This window comes from Myxococcaceae bacterium JPH2 (assembly GCA_016458225.1).
Taxonomy (GTDB): domain Bacteria; phylum Myxococcota; class Myxococcia; order Myxococcales; family Myxococcaceae; genus Citreicoccus.
In genome coordinates this window covers 112,366-131,916 of record JAEMGR010000021.1, presented here as the reverse complement: position 1 = coordinate 131,916, position 19,551 = coordinate 112,366, and the positions used below count along the sequence as shown (strand labels likewise).

Genomic DNA, 19,551 nt, shown 5'->3' with positions numbered 1-19,551 from the left:
TATAAGCACTAATATAAGCATGCAAGTCCACCGCGTTCGCAGGCGCGGAGCGCGCCCCGGCTCGCCGGTCAGGTCGCGTCGTGGAAGATGATGCCCACCGTGTGGCGCGCGCCCGAGCGCAGGCGGCTGACGCCGTGACGGAGGTTCACGCGGTAGACGCCGCGCGTGCCCTGGACGGGGCGTTGGTGCACGGCGAAGACCACGGCGTCGCCCTGGCGGAGCGAGAGCACCATGGGCCGCGACTGCATGCGCGGGCGCTGCTCCGTCATCACGAACTCGCCGCCGGTGAAGTCGCGCCCCGGCTCGGAGAGCAGCACGGCCACCTGGAGAGGGAAGACGTGCTCGCCGTAGAGGTCCTGGTGCAGGCAGTTGTAGTCCCCTTCGCCGTAGCGCAGGAGCAGCGGCGTCGGGCGGAGCTGCCCCGCGGCGTGGCAGCGCGCGAGGAAGTCCGCGTGGGACTCGGGGAAGCGGACGTCCACGCCCATGGCGGTGTGCCAGCGGTTCGCGATGGGCACGAGGCGCGGATAGAAGCTCTCGCGCAGCCGCGCGACGGTGTCCGGCAACGGGTGGGCGAAGTATTTGTATTCGCCTCGGCCGAAGCCATGACGGCCCATCACCACGCGGCTCCGGAAGGTGTCCTCGCGGGGATACAGCCCCGCGAGGGCCTCACACTCGGTGGGCGACAGCAGCCGCTCCACCTGCGCGGCCCCCTGGGCATCCAGGTCCGCGGCGATGCGAGCCCAGTCGAGCGCGGCGACGCGCTGCGAGAGGTCCAGCGCGGGCGCGAGGCGTGGAGCGAGCGCGCTCACGACCGGGCCTCGCGTGCGAGCAGCGCGCGCTTGCGCTCGACACCCCAGCGATAGCCGGACACGTCTCCATCCGCGCGCACGACGCGGTGGCAGGGGATGGCGACCGCCAGCGCATTGGACGCGCAGGCCCGGGCCACGGCGCGGACCGCCTTGGGCGCACCGATGGCGTCCGCGATGTCCGCGTAGCTCACCGTCTTGCCCACGGGGATGGCGCGCAGCGCCTCCCAGACGCGCCGCTGGAACGCGGTGCCCTGGATGTCGAGCGGGAGCGTGACCCCCACGCGCGGGTTCTCCACCAGGCCGACCACCGTGGCGACCCACGCCTCGAACGCGGCATCGGCACCCACGAGCCGCGCGCGGGGGAAGCGCTGCTCCAGGTCGTGAAGCAGGGCCTCGGGATCATCCCCCAGGAGGATGGCGCAGACGCCGCGCTCGGTGGCGGCGACCAGCACGTCTCCCAGCGAGCAGCGTCCCATCGCGAAGCGGATCTCCAGGTCCACGCCCCCCGTCCGATAGCGCGAGGGCGTCATGCCGAGCATCGCGGGGGCATCCGCGTAGAAGCGCCCCGAGGAGGCATAGCCCGCGCCATAGATGGCCTCCGTCACCGAGTTGCGCGCCTCGAGTTCCTCGCGCACGCGCCGCTCGCGGAAGGCCTGCGCGTAGGCCTTGGGCGTCACGCCGGTGACGGCCTTGAAGAGGCGGTGCGTGTGAAAGACGCTCAAGCCCACGTGCTGGGCCAGCGCCTCCAGCGAGGGCGTGTCCTCGCTGCGCTCCAACAGCCGGCACAGCTCGGCCACCTGGGCCGCCTGTCGCTCGGCGAGTGGAGGCTGGTCCGGCTTGCAACGCTTGCAGGGGCGGAAGCCCGCCTGCTCCGCATCCGCCGCGCTGGTGTGGAACGCGACGTTCCGAGGATGCGCGGAGCGCGAGGCGCACGAGGGGCGGCAGTACACCCCCGTGGTCCGGACGGAATAGAAGAACGTCCCGTCCGCGTGCGCGTCACGGGCGCGGACCGCCGCCCAGCGGGGGTCCTGCTCAATGGCGGCGGCGATCGCCTGGCGCTTGGCTCGCATGGTCTGTGGCTCCTTCATCGGGTCCGTGAGGTTCATGACACGACGGTAATCGTGGGCTGGAGGCACAGCACTCCGCCTCTTGCTTTGGAATCCGAGCCGAAGTCCACCGCGTCATCCGCCCGGTATGAGCGACCGCCTGGTCTCCCGCTCGCTCGGACATGCCTGGGGAGGAATGGGAACCCTACCCTTTGCTGGCGGTCGGACACGGGGGTGCGACATGGCGGGGAAGTCAGCGGCGGGGCGCAGGGCCTATGTCATCGGCGGGGGCATCGCGGGCATGGCCACGGCAGCCTATCTGATTCGCGAAGGCGGGCTCCCCGGCGCGCAGGTCTTCATCCTGGAAGAGAGCCCCATCCTGGGCGGAAGCCTGGACGGCGGCGGAACACCCGAGAACGGCTACATCCTGCGCGGCGGCCGGATGTTCAACTTCTCCTACCGCTGCACCTACGACCTGCTGTCGTTCATCCCGTCCCTGGACCGACCCGGCCAGACGGTGAAGGACGACATCGACCAGTTCAACGAGGCGCACCCCACCGAGTCCCACTGCCGGCTCGTGGAGCACGGCCGCAAGCTCGACGTGACGCAGATGGGGTTCTCTCGCAAGGACCGGCTGGACCTCATCGAAATCATCGCGCGCAGCGAGGCGTCCCTGGGCCGCAAGCGCGTGGACGAGTGCTTCTCGCCGAGCTTCTTCCAGACGACGTTCTGGTTCATGTGGGCCACGATGTTCGCGTTCCAGCCGTGGCACAGCGCCGTCGAGTTCCGGCGCTACCTGCATCGCTTCGTCCACGAGTTCCCCCGCATCAACACGCTGGCGGGCGTGGACCGCACGCCCTTCAACCAGTACGACTCGGTCGTGCTGCCGCTCGAGGCGTGGCTCCAGCGGCAGGGCGTGCACTTCGAGCTGGGCATGGAGGTGCGGGACCTGGACTTCCAGCCCGCGGGTGACCGCCAGCGCGTCAGCGGCATCCACTTCCACCGCGGTCAGCGAGACGGGACCATCGCGCTCAACGCGTCCGACCTCGTCTTCCTCACCAACGGCTCGATGACCTCGGGCACGCGCTACGGCTCGATGAGCGCGCCACCACAGGGCCAGGGCACCAAGCGCGACGGAGGCGCGTGGATGCTGTGGGAGCGCATCGCGCAGGGGCGCCCCGAGTTCGGCCGGCCCTCGGTCTTCGACGAGCGGGTGGATGAGTCGAAGTGGCCCTCGTTCACCGTCACCCTCCAGGACCCGCTGTTCTTCCGACTCATGGAGGACTTCACCGGCAACGTCGCGGGCGAGGGCGGACTGGTGACGTTCAAGGACTCGAACTGGCTCATGTCCGTGGTGCTCGCGCACCAGCCCTACTACCGGCACCAGCCATCGGGCGTCACCGTGTTCTGGGGCTACGGCCTGTTCCCCGACCGCGTGGGCAACTTCGTCCAGAAGCCCATGTCGGAGTGCTCGGGAGCGGAGCTGCTCACCGAGCTGTGCAACCACCTGGGCTTCCAGAAGGAGCTGCCCGCCCTCCTGCGCGGGGCGAACAGCATCCCCTGCATGATGCCCTTCATCACCAGCCAGTTCCTCACGCGCGGCCCCACCGACCGGCCCCACGTCGTGCCGGAGGGCTGGGAGAACCTCGCCTTCATCGGCAACTTCTGCGAGCAGCCCAAGGACGTCGTGTTCACCGTGGAGTACTCGGTGCGGTCCGCGCAGGCCGCGGTGTTCTCACTGCTGGGGCTCGAGAAGGAACCACCTCCTGTCTACCCCGGTGAGCGCGACCCGCGCGTCCTGCTCCACGCGCTCCAGACCATGTACACCCATGGCGAGCACGCGGACGAGGCACCGGGCACCTCGCCCCACTGAGCCCGCGTGGGCGCGCGAGCGCTGCGCGGACGGCACGCCCCTCATCCTCGAGTGCGACATGCACCGGCGCTCCGACGACGCGCGCCGCGAACACGGGGCGCTCTGCCTGGGCACGACATGACCACCCCCAAGTATTCCCCCGCGGAGACCGCGGTCCTGCGCGAGCAGCGCTTGAAGGCGAAGGTCGAGCCCTTGGTGCTCGACCACTTCCAGAAGCATCCGCGCTTGCGCTCCGCGACGCTCCTCGTCGCGCAATATTGGAACGACGAGGCAGATGACGCGGTCCACCACCGGCTCCTCTTCTCCGAGCGAGAGACTCCCGACACGGAAGCTGCTTTTCGGGACGAAGAGAACGATGGAACCAACTTCGCCACGCCTCCGGGCGAGGAGCGCTGGGAGGCCGAGGCGCAACGCCATGTCTTCTGCTGGCCCGACAACCACGAGGCCATTCCGCTCTTCGCCCCGTTCACCCGCGAGGACTGCGAGCAGGACATGAAGCCCCACGAGTCGTTCACGCCCTACGCCATCTTCCGGCGGACGGACACCGGACTCGCCATCGAGCTCGTGGGCCAGATGCTCCGCCCGTGGCTCGATGGCATCCGGCCAAGCTGGGACGGAGACCTTTGATCCCAGCTTCGCCGCGCCCGCGCGAGGGCGGCTACTTCACGCCCACCGCGTTCCAGCTCTCCAGCACCTTCTTCGCCTCCGTCGAGTCCTTGCCGTACAGGTCCTGGGCCGCCTTGAAGGTGGCCTCCTTCGCCTGGGCGAAGTTGGTGTTGGGCGTCATGTAGAAGGTCAGCGCGCGCGAGAAGACCTTGAGGCTCTTCTCGATGCCGATGCCGTCCTTTACCTCGGTGCCGGAGGTGCGGTTCTTCCCGCCCTGGGACAGCAGGTAGAAGGCGTTGTTGGCGATGCCCGAGTTGAGGTGCACGCCGCCGTTGTCCTGCATGCCGGTGTAGAGCTTGGAGTAGTTGTCGCGCGACTGACCGTCCTTCGTGGGGTCGCTCATGTCCCGCAGGCCGTCGGTGGGGTCGCCGTTGTTCGGCGTGAAGGTGTCCTCGCCCACCGTCCAGTCGAACTTCACCGCGCTGTTCGTCTTGCTCTCGTGCCACTCCACGCCCGTGCCGAGGATGTCGCTCATCGCCTCGTTGAGCGCGCCCGACTCGCCCCGGTACTTCAGGCCGGCGGTGCGCTCGGTGAGGCCATGCGTGATTTCGTGGCCCGCGATGTCCAGCGTGGTGAGCGACCCGAACGTCTGGCCGTCGCCATCGCCGTAGTTCATCTTCTCGCCGTCCCAGTAGGCGTTGTTGAACTTGTCGCCCACGTGCACGTCGGAGACGAGCTTCTCGCCCTTGCCGTCGATGGAGTCGCGGCCAAGTACGTCCTTGTAGAAGTCATACGTGGCCTGCGCGCCGTACTGCGCATCCACCGCGTCCTTGTTGCGCGCCGAGTCCGTCTTCTCGCCCCAGACGTCGTTGTTGTCGGTGATGGGCGCGTTCTTCGTCGAGGTGGAGTCCGGGTCGCGGTTGAGCGCGTCGCGCGTCACCACGCCCTGGCCCCGCGTCTTGTCCTCCAGGCTGTATGTGCCGTCCGCGTTCTTCGTGCTGCCGATCTGCACCTTGCCGCTGTACTGCGTGGTGTCGTCGGCCTTGCCCGCGGGCGTGGGCTGCGACGGAGTCGTCGGCGGCGGCGTCGGAGTCGTCGTGGGCTTGCCCTTCTTGCCGCGCACGCCCTCGAAGCCACCCAACTGGTTGAACTGCTCCAGCACCTTCCCGGTGTTGGCGTCGACCAGGTAGTTCATCTTGCGCGGGTCCTTGCCCGGGCCCACGTCCGTCGTGTTGCTCAGCTCCACGTGGTACGCGACGTGGTACGCGCCATCGTTCGCCTTGAAGAGGACGCGCTCCGTCGTGGGCGCGCGGTCCGTCTTGCCCGCGAAGTCCCGCTGCGCGACGGAGAGCGCCTGCTCGGCGGTCAGCTTCGTCTTGGACGAGCCCAGCCCCGGAGGAATGGCGGAGATGTCTCCGGTGACGCTCTCCACCCGGCCATCGTTGGCCAGGTGCCCGATGACCTGCTCACCGAAGACGGGCGTGCCCTCGCTGACGCGGTCCATCCGCACGTGCGTCATGCCCAGGGTGTCCTGCTCCACCGCGCGAGGCGAGAAGTCGGCTCCGCTGAGGACGGGCCCGGGGACGATGCCCTTGCCCGCGGACTGCGCGTTCTGCGTCTGGAGGAAGTCCACCGTTGTCTGGATGGCCGCCTTGCCCTGGGCGCTGTCGAGCGCGATGGGGCCCGGCTTCGGGGGCGCCGTGAGGGTGTTCTTCAACGCCACCGGGGCCGGGCGCGCCTGGGGCGCGAAGCTGGACGCCTGGGTGAAGCCCACGCCCTTGGACGCCCCCTGGCCAGAGGCGCTCGCGGGCTTCGTGTCGGGGGTGCGGGAGACGGCGGGCTTCGGAAGGTCGTTGCGAACTTTCATGGCGGCGCACCCAAAGTGGGGAGAGGTACTCCTATTCTCGAAATATCCGACAAACAGTTGTGTCCTGCCGATTCAGAAATCGAAATGAGGCCTCGAGGCAGGGCAACCCCTGGGAAACATTTGGCAAAGAGGACACAGCGGCCCGCGCCCGGGGGTGGGGCGGCGGAGCGGGCGGCGCGGCAAGGCGCCTTGCCGGGTTGGGGCGTGGGGGCAACCGTTCGCGAGGACAGGCAGGTCTCGGAGGGAGGGCACCCATGCGTGGCGTGAGGGATTCGGCGACGGCGTTGATGAACGAGCGGGAGATGCGGCTGGTGCTCGCCAGCGCTCCACGCAATCTGGCGGCGCTGACGCAGCGGGAACTCAAGGCCCTGGTGAAGCGGGCGCGGGGCATGAAGGACCGCTATGCGCTGCGGGCGCGGCGATTGATGGGGGAAGCACGCGGCAAGCGTCCCGCCACGCGCGGGCGCAGGGCCCAGGGCAACGCGAACACCCGGCGCAAGGCGGTGCTGTTCCAACAGGCCCTGGGACGGTTCGAGGCGCGGCTCGCGATCCTGGAGCGTGCGGCACCGAGCGCGAAGCCCGCGGCGCGGGTCCGCAAGAGCGCGACCGGGAAGCGCGCCACCCCCGCGCGCAAGCGGGCTCCGGCGCGAAAGGCCACGGCGACCCGGCGGGCCCCGACGGCGAAGGCTTCACGGGTCCGCGGCGCGAAGAAGGCCGCCGCGCCCGCGGGCTACGTGCGGCGACAGAAGTCTCGGGGCGGCGCGCAGAAGCAGCGACGCTTCAGCTCGGTCAACACGGTGGCGCACCGGACCGCGCAGGGACGACGCCAGCAGGCCCGGCGCGACTCGCGGCGATAGCGCCTCTGCGCGCCTTCACCCTGGCGCCGCGCCCGATTCGATTCGCTGGCGCGGCGCCCTGAGGGTTTGCAGCGGGGCCGCCGCGCTCAGGGCGTCTCGGCCAGCGAGTACTCGAAGTCGTAGAAGTGCTTGCCGCCGCTCTCGATGAGGATCTTCACCGAGCCCGACAGCCCGCGCAGCTCGCCCGTGCCCGAGTCCGGAACCACCGTGATGGTGAGCGACTTCTCGCCGCGCACCGCGGTCCCGGTGTGCTGGAGACAGAAGGTGCCCGTGCGCCCCTGCAGCGTTCCCGTCACGCACTCCATCGCCACGTAGCCCGCCGAGCCCTCGACAGCGGAGCGCACCGCGAGCATCTGTCCCAAGCTCGTCGCGTCCAGGTCACCGTGGAAGCGCTTGTCGAGCCACAGCCGCCCCACGGGCGAGTCGCTGGCCTGCGCCTCCGGAGGCATGGGGGTCACCTTGACGTCGAAGGGGCCAGTGGCGCGGTGCTTCATCGTGAAGTCCTTCCTTGGCGGAGCAAGCCGCCGCCCGTGGAGTGCAGGGGCTGGGAAATCGTGGGCCGGGACATAGGCGAGCGTCCTCGGACTGGATTGCAAAAACACGACACCTCCCTACCATGCGACAGAGTGAGTCGTTCCCGCCTCGACGCCCCGCGCGGCGTCCTCCAGCGCCGCGCGCCTGCGAACCGCATCGCCCACGAGCGATGGCTGCCCGCGCCCGCGCTGGCGCCCTACATCGAGCACTTCTGGAGCGTCCGGTGGGACCTCCGGGGCCTGCCCTCCCTCCAGGCCGAGACGCTGCCGCACCCCTGCATCCACTGGATTTTCGAGCGAGGGCGCGGCCAGCTCGCCGGCGTGCAGACGCGGCGCTTCCGCCGACGCCTGAGCGGGCAGGATCGCGTCTTCGGCATCAAGTTCCGCCCCGCCGCGTTCCAGCCGTTCCTCGGGGCGCCCCTGTCACGCCTGACCGATCGCACGGTCAGCGCGAGGCCCGTGTTCGGACCGGCCGTCGATGCGCTGCGCGACGCCATCCTCGCGGAGCCCGAGCCCCTGCGGTGCGTGGCGCTGGCCGAGGACTTCCTCGTCACACGCATCCCCGTCCTGCCCGCGGAGATCGTCCTGCTGCGCGACCTGGTGGAGCGACTGGCGCGAGACCCCGAAATCACGCGCATGGAGCAGGTCGCCGCGCGCGCGGGCCTGCCGGTGCGTCAGCTCCAGCGACGGTTCAACGCGGCGGTGGGCGTGAGTCCCAAGTGGGTCCTCCAGCGCTACCGCCTGCACGAAGCCGCCCTGCGGCTCGAAGCCGAGGACGCACCGGACATGGCGAGCCTCGCGTTGCAACTGGGTTACTTCGACCAGTCGCACTTCATCCGAGACTTCAAGTCCGTCGTCGGCCAGTCACCCGGCGAGTACGCCGCCGAGGCCCGCGCGATCCGCCAGCAGTCGAACTCGCGCTGAGCGGGGCGCTCAGACCTCGTCGAAGCGAGCGCCCGAGATACCGGCGGCCATGAGCGCATCTTTGATTTCATCGGCCACGATGATGGGAGGAAAGAAGCCCCACAGGCGAAACACCCGGGCATCGCCAACCTTTGACTTATCAATCCTCAAACCCGAGACAGATCGATACTGCCCCGCGCGATGAGCCTGAACAGGCTCATCAACAGCATAGCGCTGGACTTCCTTACAGGCGGCATCATCAATCGCACGCACCATTCGAGCCACGTTGAGTAGAAAGTACGGCTCGCCCGTACCTTCAACCTCCACGGGAAAGAGCTGCACGTCGCGCGGTGCACTCTCGCGAAAGATGGAAGCAACTCGGTCGCTGACGACGGGAGTCTGTCCCGCGCCAGCGAACTCGATGTCCGTCGGAGTCCCTGGGCGAAACAGCGGGAACTGCAACCGCTCGTCAAGTTCGACGGGCCGCCCCCGCGTGAACCGCCAGATATCATCCACCTCGAGGCCAGAAGCCGTGGTGGGTTCTGACAGGTACCAACGCCCTGGAACATGGACATCGATCTTCAAATCATAGAAGCGCTGTCCCATGGCCTACCCCTCAAAGCCCCCTGTAATGAGCTTCCGCAAGTGGGTGCCGTCTCTTACGAGGTCACCTGCGATCCGTGCAAGGTCGTCCATCAATGCAGCCCGACAATGGGCAGCACCTTCGCAACCCTGCGTTGCCTGGGTAATGCGGCGGAGGATCTCTTCGTGGTACTCGCGAGGATGAGGCCCCTTGTGCCCACGAATCCTGACCTGATTCGCCTGGACACTGAGCTTCATTCCGGCCCGTCTGAAGATCTTTTCGAATTGCGGGGTCCACGGCCCTCCGCTCGACTCTGAAATGGAGTTCTTGTCCGTGCAGATGTGGTGAATCTCTCCGTCGGGCTCGCCCGGAATGCCCCCGCCCGCCCCTGCGCCAGCCGCCCCCCAGGAGGACCGGCCCCCATCGCGACCGCGGCAACCGCCGTTGGGGAAAGCACCACATTCAGCGCCCCAGCCGAGCCGACGGAGATGGACTGCACCCCACCCGACAGCGCGCCCGACAGGACGAATCCTCCTTCGACTTCCGCCCGCGCCGCCGCCAATGCGAAACCCGGCATCTTCGCGCCTGGTGCCGCCATGGCGTTCTTCCCGCCGAGCATCGACAGCGCGACGACGATCAAGACCCGCGCCCCGTTGTCGCCGAGCACCTTTCCGAACCGATGCCCTGCGCGCTCCAGCTCCGCGAAACTCGTGGCGTCTCGTGACTCGTCCAGCAGGCCCAGGAAGCCTTGCCCGAGATTCCAGACGGGCCCGGTGCCGAGATAGGCAATCAGCGAGGCCGTCAGCGCGACCGCCATGACCTTGGTCACGGGCTCGGGCGCAACCAGCATCACCAGCGCCGTGCCAATCATCGTCGTCACCATGGCCCGCAACGCCGCGCCATTCGCGAGGTTCTTGACCGCATCCCCCACGCCTTCCCAGACGGTATCGAGCGCGAAGTAGAGCGCCAGCATCCGGCGTTCCAGGGGCCCCATCGTGAGCCCGCCCGCCAAGAGACTCAGGCAGTCATTCGGTTCGTCCTGCTGTTGGCAGATTCGCTCATATGACGCGGGCACGGAGACACCCTGTACCCCAGAGGCAAGTCCTCGTGAGGAGGCCAAGAGCGAGCGGCGTCCGTCCTGCTGCTCGAGCTGTCTGAAGGCAACGTCCAACCTCAAGTCGAGGACGAACTGGGTCACCGCACGGCGGAACGCCAAGGCGTCTATCTCGACGGAGGGTGTCTCAGGCGGCGTGTAGACAATCGGCTTGCCCACTCCGGTGTCGAGCCTGACGACTCGCGCGGTCGCGCACCCGGCCGAGAGCGCGACCAATGCAGCCAGCGCGAATGCCTTCATGCGCCCCCCAGGGCAATCCTTGTCCCGCGCGGACATGAGCAGCCCCCATCTGGAGAAGGCAAGGACGCGCCAGGGGTACGTTCCGCAGAGGTGTCAGGCGTCCAACACGATCATGGGAACGCGCCCGGAAGACACCTGCGTGACAGCCCAATCCGCTGCCAGCGAAGTAGCCATGTTGCTTGCTCGCAGCGCTCCCTTCGCGATGAACGAAGGGAGCGCTGCGGCCCTCATTCACTCAGCGAAAGAGGCAGCGCGTGTCGAGGCTGTAGAAGTCCGAGGGCGTGAACGGGTTCCACGTCTGCCGCACGAAGTAGAGGCGACGCAGGTCGCGACTCAGCGTCGGGTGGAACTCGTCCTTCTCCGTGTTCACCGCCGGGCCCATGTTCAGCGCCCGCGTCCACCGGCCCGCGAGGTTGAAGCTCACGTAGAGGTCACCCAGGCCGTAACCCCCGGGGCGGTTCAGCGACGCGAAGATGAGCATCTTGCCGTCCGGCGAAACCCACGGGTTGTACTCCCAGAAGTCCGGGCTGTTCACCCCCGAGCCCAGGTTCTCCGGCGCGGCGTAGCCATTGCCCTGGCGCCGCGCGCGGTAGATGTCGAAGTCCGTCTCGAAGTTGCCGCTCGCGAAGTACACCGTCCCGTCCGCGCTCACGCTCGGGAACAGCTCGTGCCGAGGCGAGTTGACGGCGTTGCCCAGGTGCTGCGGCTCACCCCAACCGTTGCCGGAGCGGTGCACCACCCACAGGTCGAAGTCCTCGCGCGCCACGCCGTCCACCGGTCGGATGGAGGAGAAGTAGAGCGACTGCCCATCCGGCGAGAGGAATGGATCCGAGTCGTGGAAGGTCCCCGAGAACGACACGACCTCGCCCGGACCGAAGTGCCCATTCACCTTGTGCGTCACGTAGATGGTCCCGTACGGCGCCTCCGCCGTGTCCACGTGGTAGTAGGCCGTCTGACCGTCGGCGGAGAACGACAGCCGGTACTCAGAGCGCTCCGGCAACGAGATCTCCCCCGGCGCGAAGAGCGAACCGCCGGGCTCGCACGAAACACGCGACAGCGCCCCCACGCCCTCGTCGGCCGCCCAGGCGTCGGCCCACGGCCCCTGGGCCCAGGCGGTCCCCGACACGCTCACCATCACCCCGGCCAGCAGGGCACCCACGGACGATCCCTTCACTCCCAGTCCACGAATCACGTTCATGCGCGGCTCCTTTGCCGCGACCAAGGTCGCTCGAACACGCGAGCAGCCCCATGAGGATGTGACGAACCGTGGAGGGTCCGGGATGGACGGTGGACCGGCCGGGATGATGTCGCGTCAGGGAGCGAGGTCGAGCGCCCGCTGCAGGCGCGCACGGTAGCTGCGCCCCGAAGTGAGCTTCGTGCCGTCTCGTAGGACGAACACGAACTCTCCGGGCGGCAGCGGCTCCACTTCTTCAATCCGGTCCAGTTGGACGATGAACGAGCGATGCGCGCGCACGAAGCGCTTCGGGTCGAGCTTCGCCTCCAGCGCGTTGAGCGTCTCCCGCGCGAGGTAGGACTCCTTCCCCACGTGCAGCGAGACGTAGTTCCCCTCGGAGGACAGGTAGTCGATGTCGTCGACTCGGACGAAGCGCAACCGCCACCCCACCCTCGCCACCAGTCGGTTCACGTAGCGCTCGGGAGGCGGCGCCATCCGCTGGGACAAGGACTCCAGGCGCGCGAGCAGCTCCGCGTCTGGCTGGGCGGCACGGGCTCGCAGGCGCTCGCGCGCGCGGGCGAGGCTCTGCTGGAAGCGCTCCCGGTCGAACGGCTTGAGCAGATAGTCAAGCGCGTTGGCCTCGAAGGCCTGCACCGCGAAGTCTCGATGCGCGGTCACGAAGATGATCTCCGGGAGCCGCTCCGGGTCGATGGCCCGGATGACGCCGAAGCCATCCGGCTCGGGCATCTGCACGTCCAGGAAGACGAGGTCCGGTCGCGCATCCTCCAGGGCCGTGATGGCCTCGTGGCCATCGCGACACTCCGCGACCACCTGCATGTCCGAGGTCTCCGACAGGAGGTCCCGCAGGCGCTCCCGCGCGAGCGGCTCGTCGTCCACCACGACCACGCGAATCGGCGTGCTCACGCGGAGGTCTCCGCGCGGAACGGCAGCGCGAGCAGGACCTCGGTGCCACCCCCTTCGGCGTCTCGCAGCTCCAGCCGGTGGTCCCTGCCATACAACTGCGTGAGCCGCTCGCGGGTGAGCCACAGGCCCTTGCCGCCACCGGACCGGGTGAGCGCTTCGGGCGGCGACTTGAGCCCCAGGCCGTCATCGCGCACTTCCAGGCGCAGCTCGGAGCCTTCGCGGCGCGCGACCAGCGTGACGGTCCCCGGCTCGGAGCCCGGCGCGATGCCGTGCTGGATGGCGTTCTCCACCAGGGGTTGCAGCAGGAAGTGGGGCACATGCGCGCCCAGGGTGTCCGGGTCGATGTCCCGACGCACCGTGAGTCGATCCGCGAAGCGCACGCCCTGGATGTCCAGGTAGAGCTGGAGTGAGCGCAGCTCCTCGCGCAGGGGAACCTCCTCACGCGTCGCGGCGTCCAGCGTGCTGCGCAGCAGGTCGCTCAGCCGCGCAATCATCCGCTCACTTCCATCGGGGTTGCGGTGGACCAGCGCCGAGATGGAGTGCAGCGTGTTGAACAGGAAGTGCGGGTGCAGCTGCGCCTTGAGGACATGGAGCTGCGCGCGAGCGAGCTGCCCTTCTCGCAGCCGCACCTGCTCGGCGTAGTAGAGCGCATTCGCCACGCCGAGCACCGTGAAGTAGGTGAACGGGTTGTAGAGCAGCGAGTGCTCCAGCACGTCGAAGAAGTCCGGACGCTGGGCGTACCAGCCCACCCACGGGTCGAGCGCGTAGATGGCGGCGGCTCGCGCCAAGGAGGCCACCAGCGCGCCCACCGCGTGCAGGACGAGCCGGGCGACGAGATGCGGGCGCTCGAACGGGTAGCGCAGCCCCAGTCGGATGACGAGCAAGGTGAGCGGGGCCCAGAGGCAGTGGGCCACGAGCGACGTGCGCAACACATCGCTCCAAGCGCCGCCGCCCACGGAGTGCGCCTCGCTCGCGGCAGCCAACCCCGACAACGTCCAATAGACGAACGATGCCACCCACCATCGCCATGAGCTGCCGCGTGTCATGGCGGCGGAGTATACGCACGCCCTCTCGCGCACCGGGAAGCGGGCCTCGCGTTGCACCCGCCGGCGACTCGATGGAATGCTTCCAACGGGTTGACACCTCACTCCAACACGCTGGCGCTCACTCCAATGGCGTGACATTGAACGGGGGCGTTTCACTTCTCCCCCACAGCTCTCCCTTGGGTCCAATCATGAAGCTCGCATCCGTCTTTCCTGCTCCTCCTTCCAATGCCGCAAGCGCGGCGCTGCTCCTGTTGCGCGTCGTCGCCGGGCTCGCGTTCGTGCTGCATGGCACGTCCAAGATTCAGGACCCCTTCCACTGGATGGGGCCCACGGCTCCGGTGCCGGGGGTATTCCAGGCGCTGGCCGCACTCTCCGAGTTCGGGGGCGGACTGGCGTGGATCCTCGGCGCGCTGGTGCCGCTCGCGTCCCTCGGACTGTTCTTCACGATGGGCGTCGCCGTGCTCACCCACGCGGTGGCGAATGGCGACCCGTTCGTGGGCCACGGCGCGAGCTATGAGCTGGCCCTGGTCTACCTGTCCATCTCCGTGGTGATGCTGCTCGTCGGCCCCGGACGCTTCTCGGTGGACGCGTTCATCCGCGCCAAGCTCACGCGCGGCACCCCGTAGCTCCTTCGATTCGAGCGCGTTGGCGGACAGACCTTCCGCCAGCGCGCGGAGTTTCCGGGTGGCGTCCTCGGTGCGGCATGAGCATGCGCTGCTCTGCGACCGAGGCGCTCCTGGGCCCAGTGCTCCCCTGCCTCGGCCATGGATTCAGCCTGAGCAGCAGGCCGTGCTATCGATGCTCGGGATGACCCATCCCGTTCGCGTCCTTCCGCTCCTGTCGGCCCTTGTCCCTGCGCTCCTGCTCACGGCGTGCGACCCGATGATTGAGGTCCGCCCAGCCACCGTCAGCGAGAAGCTGCCGGCTCCCACGTTCGCTCTGGGGGGAAAGGCGGGGACGAATAGGAAGCTGGGCTACACCCGGCTCATGGTGACGACCCAGGACGGGCAGCAAGTCTGGACCATCCACGCATCCCAGTCCGGCAATGTTGAGTCCCCTCCGGTCATCGTCTTTGGGCAGGCGCCCGCCGGCTTCGAGACGGACCAGAAGGCTCGTCCGCTGGAGCCCGGCAAGCACTACAACCTGCATGTCACCGGCAATGGAATCGGTGGCCTGGACTTTCGCGTCGGCAATGATGGGACGATCATCGTTGATGCCGGCACGAAGTGATGCGCCCACGGAGAACACTCTCCACGCAGGCGTTCAAGGCGTGCGGCTCACGGGCGGAGGCGGCGGCGGACGCCGGCCCGTGGGGGTAGGGATGGCCGCCTCGGTGCGCTCCACGAAGAGCAGTCCGTCGTATGCGCTCACGGCCCGGACAGCCACGGGCTGGATGTCCTTGCTGAACACCGCCCCAAAGTTGCGAGTGTATCGGCGCTGAGAAAAGTACTCCGTTGCCGCGCCCTTCACGGGCAGGTCGCGCAGGTTCAGCGCGAACAGCGGCGAGCCTGCCTGGGAGAGCGCTCCTTCCAACATGCCGACGTCGGCCGGAGGGAGCGAATGGACACTGAGGCCACGGCGCGGCTCGTTCGGTTCGCTGGGCACGTGGATGGCTTGGAACTCTCCCTGGTTGAAAGCGAAGCCAAAGACATACAGCTCCTGACCGAGCGCCTGACGCAGGTGCTTGCCCATGGGCACACGTCCCTGCTCCAGGGCGGTGGCGACATGCGAGTTGTGCGCCCAGAGGACCATCCGAGCCTGGGGGCCTTCGTGCTCTAGAATCCATCGCGCGTTCTGAGCCATCGCGAGGTCCCGGAAGCTCTCGTCCGCGGCCGGGCTGCCGGTCCGCGCGGCGAACTGTCCGAGCACGCGCGCATGCTCACCCACGAGCGCGTGCGCCTTCTCCGCGCCCTTGCGGGACGGATGCCGACGAAGCCACGCCTCCACTTCCGCGACGATTCCCGCGAGCACCTTCCCGGACTCCAGCGTGCGCAGTGACTCACCCTGAGCCTTGTCGGTGAACGGCGTCAGAGGGCCCACCAGCCGCTGATGAAAGACCGGCTCCACTCGCGCGAAGTAATCCAGGATCGCCTGCGCGGAAGCGGCGGAGGTCTGCATGTCCACGCCATAGAACTTGAGCTTCCTCGGGTGGCGCGGGTCGGCGTTGTAGGCGCGCATCCACCGGATGAGAGACAGCACCTCCTCGGTGTCCCACGTCCAGAAGTACAGCCCCGTGAGCGCCTTCGCCGGGTCTCCCTTGCCCGTGAGCACATAGTCATTGATGGCGAGCGACTCGCCGAAGCTGGCCTCGATGGCGAAGACCGTGAAGCCCAGCTCGGTGGCGAGGAACTCCAGCATCCGATGCTTCAGTTGGAAGAACTCGCGACTGCCGTGGGTCGCCTCACCCAGCGACACGATGCGTGCCTTGGACAACCACGGTTTCAGTGGATGCAGGTCCGCGAAGCCATGCCCTGCCTCCACGCTCGACAGAGGCACCAGGGACTGCTTCACCCACGACACCACCTCCGGCGCGGGCGGCGCGGTTTCGGGGCGAGCACGCAGCAGGAAGTCCGCCATCAGCGAGGTCGTCCCTTCCACGATGCGCACCTGGCGTCCGGTGGGAAGGAAGCCCTCGGCGCCGAGGGCGATGCGGTACTCACCGACAGGCAGCGCGACCTCGAAGGCGCCCTGCGCATCTGTTTGGACATAGAGCATGTCCCCCAAGAAGTCGCTGTAGCGACCCACGTCCAGCCAGACGCCCGCGAGCGGCGCGCCCGCTTCCGATTTCACGCCGCCGCGAACCACATGCCGCGCGGGGGCGAGCATCACGTCGAGCTGACGCGGGGTCGCCGCCGCCGTGAGCCGCACCTCGGTGAAGACCGCCTCGTGCCGAAGGGCACTGACTGTCACTCCGTAGTTTCCGGGAGCGATGCCCTCGAAGCGAAAGCGCCCATCTGGCCCCGTGAGCATCCGCCCCGCTGGAGGTGAGCGATCCGGATTCCAGTCCTCGCGCGCGGGGATGAGCGCCACCACCGCTCCCGCGACGGGTTCCTTCGCAGCACTCTGGACCGTGCCCTCCACCGTGGCCGTGGTGACGACGACGGCCGGGGCTCTGGGATTCGCAGCGACGGTGGACACAAGGGGCGTGCTGGTGCTGGCACATGCAAGCGGCAGCACGAGCCACAACATGCGAAGCAGTTTCACGGGAACCTCGGGGCAGACGACGGGTGCTCGGCCGGGACACGTCAGGCCGAGAGGCCAGCGCATCCGCCGCGAAGGAACATCGGACGTGAACGAGCAGCAGCGTTCGCCTCGCGAGGAGGCCACGCGTCACGAGAACGGCGCGAAAGCAGACGTGAAACAGGCCCGGCGCGGGGCAATCACTCGCGCGCCGGAGAAGCGGCTCAAGGTGCGACGAATCGCGTGTAGTCGCTCGGGATGATGAACGGCGCGGTGCCCTGGTCTCCAATCCGGATGTCCGAGAGCGTGATGGCGCCGAAGAGGCTGGAGTCCTCGCGGATGGGGTAGCCCAGCTCCGCGTCCATCCACTGCGTCACCGTGTCGTGGGGCGCATGAACGCGATGCCAGCGATGGGTGCGGCGACCCGCGAAGTCGGCGTCGCCCTGTGACGCACAGCTCACGCGCTGCTCGGTGCAGCCCCCAGGCAGGTGCAGCGGGAGCCCCAGGTCGCTCTTCGCGGGGAGCACGTCATACGTGCGTGCCGTGACATCCAGCGCCGCCCACTCCAGCGTGCTCGCATCATAGAGGAGCGCTTGCACGGGCGTGCGGTCCGCGGGCTCCAACCGAATGCGCCCGCAGCGCGACACGAAGAGCCGGCTGCGGACGACGCGCCCCTGGGCCGCATAGGAGGCGATGGCGGTGAAGTCCTTCGGATAGACGGCGCGCGAGCACGTCGCCCCTGCGAGCCCAGGTGCTCCCGGTTCGGGCCGAGCTGTCTGCGCGGGAGCCTCCCACGTCCAGGCCAACCCCGACGCCGCCAGCACGACGAGCACCCCACCGAGGCGCCACACCCCGCGAGCCCCCACCATGGGCGCCAATCCCAGCAGCCTGCGCACGCGGCCCGCGAGCGGATGGGCTCCCGCGCCCAGCGACAACATGGCGCCCTCCTGTCGAAGCTCCTCCAACCCGAGCAGGGCACCGGAGTACACCCGCGCGCTGCCACAAAAGCCCACCGCCGCGTCATCACAGCAGTGCTCGCGCTCCAGTCGCACCTGGTTGGACAACCAGCGCGCCGCGGGATGGAAGAAGAACAGCACATCCACCAGACACTGCACGAAGTTGACGGACGTATCGTGACGGCGGACATGCGCGAGTTCATGCGCCAGCACCGCCTCCAACTGCTCGGGAGCAAGCCGCTCCTCCACGCCTCGCGGGAGCACGAGCAGCGGACGCACCACGCCCAACACCAGCGGTGACGGTGCGAAGGGTGACTCGACGACTCGCACTGCACGACGCAAGCCCAACCGCTCCGCCACACTGCTCACGGTCTGACGCAGCGCCGAGGACGCAGGCGTCGCCGGTCGCACCCACCACCGAGACGTCCGCCGCCAAGCCAGGGACAGGCGCAGCAATCCTCCCAACACCCCCACGAGCCAGAGGCCCCCAAGCGCCGCGGGCCCCCAGTCAGCGAAGGCCCATGCCGGCGCTGGCGCCATCTTCGACAGCGGCTCCACCGACGCGAGGGCCTGCGCCTCCACCAGGCTCGGTCGCGCTGTGCCAAGCGGCCCTTCCGTCCAGCCCCACGTCACCGGCGCGGGCGGAGCGCGCGTCTGCAACACCGTGGCGAGGGGTGCGAGCACCAACAAGGCCAAAGCCAGACACCCCACCGCATAGCGCGTCCGAGCCGACCGGTGCCGCAGCAGCCACATCGCGACGGCCGCGAACAACACCACGACGCTCGTCTGCCACACCCCATGCGCCAGCCACTCCGCCAGCCCTTGAGCCCAGGACTCCAGCCGTGCGCCTGCGCTCATGACTTGCCTCGCTTCTCCTCGCCCAGCAGGCGCCGAAGCTCCTCGAGTTCCTCTTTCGAGGCGGGCTTGAGCGACAGCGCCTGCACGGCAAGCGCTCCCGAGGACCCGCCAAACACACGCTCGAGCAGGTCCTTCACCAACTGGCGCTTGGTGCGCGCCTCCGCGACGTTCGCGGCGTAGACGTGACTGCGGGAACGCTCATCGCGGCTCACCAGCCCCTTCTCCGCCATCACCTGGAGCTGCTTGAGCGTGGTGGTGTAGCCCGCCCCCTTGCCGTCCTCTCGCCCCAGGGCCTCGTGGACATCGCGAACGGTGCTCGGGCCGCGCTTCCAGAGCACACTCAAGATGGCGAGTTCCGCTTCGGTCGGAATGGCATCCGCAGTCATGCCGCCAAAGTACGACCCGAATCGTATGTTGTCAACGACGCCCGTCGTACTTCGGAGCCGCCCCACGACGACGAGCGCCTGGAGCGGCGCCTGGTCAGCTCACATTCCGTCCTTCAGGACGTAAGGCTGACCAAGCAACTGCGGCGCATGGTGGCGCCACAGCTCCGCATAGATCTCGGCGAAGAGCCGCATCGCACGGACATCCCCATCGTGCCATCGCTCAAAGAAGCCACGTGTCAGCAACTCAGGCCTCCCCCAAGAGACCCACTCATCCGACTCATCGACTGTGACTTCCCGCACCCAATCACTCGGGAGCCAGTCATCGACGACCTCGAAGAGCGAAATCGGAATCAGAATGGGTTCTCCACACACATCCACCACGCGATAGTCGCGCGGTCCAATCGAGGTAACGACATACAGCCAATCCGCGGATATCGACGGATTCGTACGACCATCCGGCAACGGGTCATGAATATTCGGCAACGGCTTGACGAGCATCTTGAGAGTGCAACCAAGGCATCGCTGCACAGCACCTGAGTGTTGAGCCATCCAGTTGGCAGCGACCCAGCCTTGTGCCGCGACAGCATCTCCCAACT

The 19,551-nt window shown here is 68.2% G+C and carries 18 protein-coding genes and 1 pseudogene; 6 read left to right on the top strand and 13 right to left on the bottom strand.

The features are described 5' to 3' along the window. Positions 1 to 68: 68 nt before the first annotated feature. A complete protein-coding gene (locus JGU66_27060) occupies positions 69 to 809 on the bottom strand; it encodes a 2OG-Fe(II) oxygenase (protein MBJ6764447.1) in 741 nt (246 codons plus the stop codon). Then, positions 806 to 1,879 carry a bifunctional DNA-binding transcriptional regulator/O6-methylguanine-DNA methyltransferase Ada gene (ada, locus tag JGU66_27055; GenBank protein MBJ6764446.1) on the bottom strand — a complete coding sequence of 358 codons (1,074 nt, stop codon included), beginning with the start codon at positions 1,877 to 1,879 and terminating at the stop codon, positions 806 to 808. The genes JGU66_27060 and ada overlap by 4 nt, the downstream gene beginning before the upstream one ends. A gap of 217 nt (positions 1,880 to 2,096) precedes the next feature. Between ada and JGU66_27050 the strand changes: the two genes are divergently transcribed. Both JGU66_27050 and JGU66_27045 read left to right on the top strand, forming a co-directional pair. Beyond that, the gene (locus JGU66_27050) at positions 2,097 to 3,728 is read left to right on the top strand and encodes an oleate hydratase (protein MBJ6764445.1); all 1,632 of its coding nucleotides are present in this window, start codon (positions 2,097 to 2,099) and stop codon (positions 3,726 to 3,728) included. A gap of 117 nt (positions 3,729 to 3,845) precedes the next feature. Then, the gene (locus JGU66_27045) at positions 3,846 to 4,355 is read left to right on the top strand and encodes a hypothetical protein (GenBank protein MBJ6764444.1); all 510 of its coding nucleotides are present in this window, start codon (positions 3,846 to 3,848) and stop codon (positions 4,353 to 4,355) included. Between the two features lie 31 nt (positions 4,356 to 4,386). Here JGU66_27045 and JGU66_27040 read toward each other — a convergent pair whose 3' ends face one another. Continuing rightward, positions 4,387 to 6,201 carry a M4 family metallopeptidase gene (locus JGU66_27040; protein ID MBJ6764443.1) on the bottom strand — a complete coding sequence of 605 codons (1,815 nt, stop codon included), beginning with the start codon at positions 6,199 to 6,201 and terminating at the stop codon, positions 4,387 to 4,389. Positions 6,202 to 6,455: 254 nt separating this feature from the next. On the opposite strand from JGU66_27040, the gene JGU66_27035 reads away from it, so the two are divergent. After that, the gene (locus JGU66_27035) at positions 6,456 to 7,058 is read left to right on the top strand and encodes a hypothetical protein (protein ID MBJ6764442.1); all 603 of its coding nucleotides are present in this window, start codon (positions 6,456 to 6,458) and stop codon (positions 7,056 to 7,058) included. 86 nt (positions 7,059 to 7,144) lie between these two features. On the opposite strand, the gene JGU66_27030 is transcribed toward JGU66_27035, so the two are convergent. After that, on the bottom strand, positions 7,145 to 7,552 hold the full coding sequence (locus JGU66_27030; GenBank protein MBJ6764441.1) for a DUF3224 domain-containing protein: 408 nt from the start codon (positions 7,550 to 7,552) through the stop codon (positions 7,145 to 7,147). Positions 7,553 to 7,684: 132 nt separating this feature from the next. On the opposite strand from JGU66_27030, the gene JGU66_27025 reads away from it, so the two are divergent. Then, positions 7,685 to 8,515, top strand: coding sequence for a helix-turn-helix transcriptional regulator (locus JGU66_27025; GenBank protein ID MBJ6764440.1), 831 nt, complete (start codon positions 7,685 to 7,687; stop codon positions 8,513 to 8,515). A gap of 9 nt (positions 8,516 to 8,524) precedes the next feature. Here the strand turns inward: JGU66_27025 and JGU66_27020 are convergent, their stop codons facing one another. From JGU66_27020 to JGU66_27000, 5 genes and pseudogenes are all read right to left on the bottom strand, one after another. Further along, a complete protein-coding gene (locus tag JGU66_27020) occupies positions 8,525 to 9,100 on the bottom strand; it encodes a hypothetical protein (GenBank protein MBJ6764439.1) in 576 nt (191 codons plus the stop codon). Between the two features lie 3 nt (positions 9,101 to 9,103). Beyond that, positions 9,104 to 10,431 (bottom strand): annotated as a pseudogene (locus JGU66_27015) (AHH domain-containing protein). A 235-nt stretch (positions 10,432 to 10,666) separates the two neighbouring features. Next, the gene (locus JGU66_27010) at positions 10,667 to 11,629 is read right to left on the bottom strand and encodes a PD40 domain-containing protein (GenBank protein ID MBJ6764438.1); all 963 of its coding nucleotides are present in this window, start codon (positions 11,627 to 11,629) and stop codon (positions 10,667 to 10,669) included. Between the two features lie 114 nt (positions 11,630 to 11,743). Next, complete coding sequence (locus JGU66_27005) at positions 11,744 to 12,529, bottom strand: response regulator transcription factor (GenBank protein MBJ6764437.1); 786 nt, start codon at positions 12,527 to 12,529, stop codon at positions 11,744 to 11,746. Continuing rightward, on the bottom strand, positions 12,526 to 13,575 hold the full coding sequence (locus JGU66_27000; GenBank protein ID MBJ6764436.1) for a histidine kinase: 1,050 nt from the start codon (positions 13,573 to 13,575) through the stop codon (positions 12,526 to 12,528). The genes JGU66_27005 and JGU66_27000 overlap by 4 nt, the downstream gene beginning before the upstream one ends. Positions 13,576 to 13,763: 188 nt before the next feature. On the opposite strand from JGU66_27000, the gene JGU66_26995 reads away from it, so the two are divergent. Both JGU66_26995 and JGU66_26990 read left to right on the top strand, forming a co-directional pair. Continuing rightward, positions 13,764 to 14,201, top strand: a complete 438-nt coding sequence (locus JGU66_26995) for a DoxX family protein (GenBank protein MBJ6764435.1) — start codon at positions 13,764 to 13,766, stop codon at positions 14,199 to 14,201. A 181-nt stretch (positions 14,202 to 14,382) separates the two neighbouring features. Next, on the top strand, positions 14,383 to 14,805 hold the full coding sequence (locus JGU66_26990; GenBank protein ID MBJ6764434.1) for a hypothetical protein: 423 nt from the start codon (positions 14,383 to 14,385) through the stop codon (positions 14,803 to 14,805). 33 nt (positions 14,806 to 14,838) lie between these two features. On the opposite strand, the gene JGU66_26985 is transcribed toward JGU66_26990, so the two are convergent. The 4 genes from JGU66_26985 to JGU66_26970 all read right to left on the bottom strand — a co-directional run bounded on the left by JGU66_26985 (position 14,839) and on the right by JGU66_26970 (position 19,453). Continuing rightward, complete coding sequence (locus JGU66_26985) at positions 14,839 to 16,779, bottom strand: erythromycin esterase family protein (GenBank protein MBJ6764433.1); 1,941 nt, start codon at positions 16,777 to 16,779, stop codon at positions 14,839 to 14,841. 200 nt (positions 16,780 to 16,979) lie between these two features. After that, positions 16,980 to 18,569: a M56 family metallopeptidase gene (locus tag JGU66_26980; GenBank protein MBJ6764432.1), complete on the bottom strand. Its 1,590-nt coding sequence runs from the start codon at positions 18,567 to 18,569 to the stop codon at positions 16,980 to 16,982. Further along, the gene (locus tag JGU66_26975; protein MBJ6764431.1) at positions 18,566 to 18,955 is read right to left on the bottom strand and encodes a BlaI/MecI/CopY family transcriptional regulator; all 390 of its coding nucleotides are present in this window, start codon (positions 18,953 to 18,955) and stop codon (positions 18,566 to 18,568) included. The genes JGU66_26980 and JGU66_26975 overlap by 4 nt, the downstream gene beginning before the upstream one ends. Before the next feature lie 99 nt (positions 18,956 to 19,054). Continuing rightward, entirely contained in the window at positions 19,055 to 19,453 is a 399-nt protein-coding gene (locus JGU66_26970; protein ID MBJ6764430.1) for a hypothetical protein, read from the bottom strand. Positions 19,454 to 19,551 lie beyond the last annotated feature (98 nt).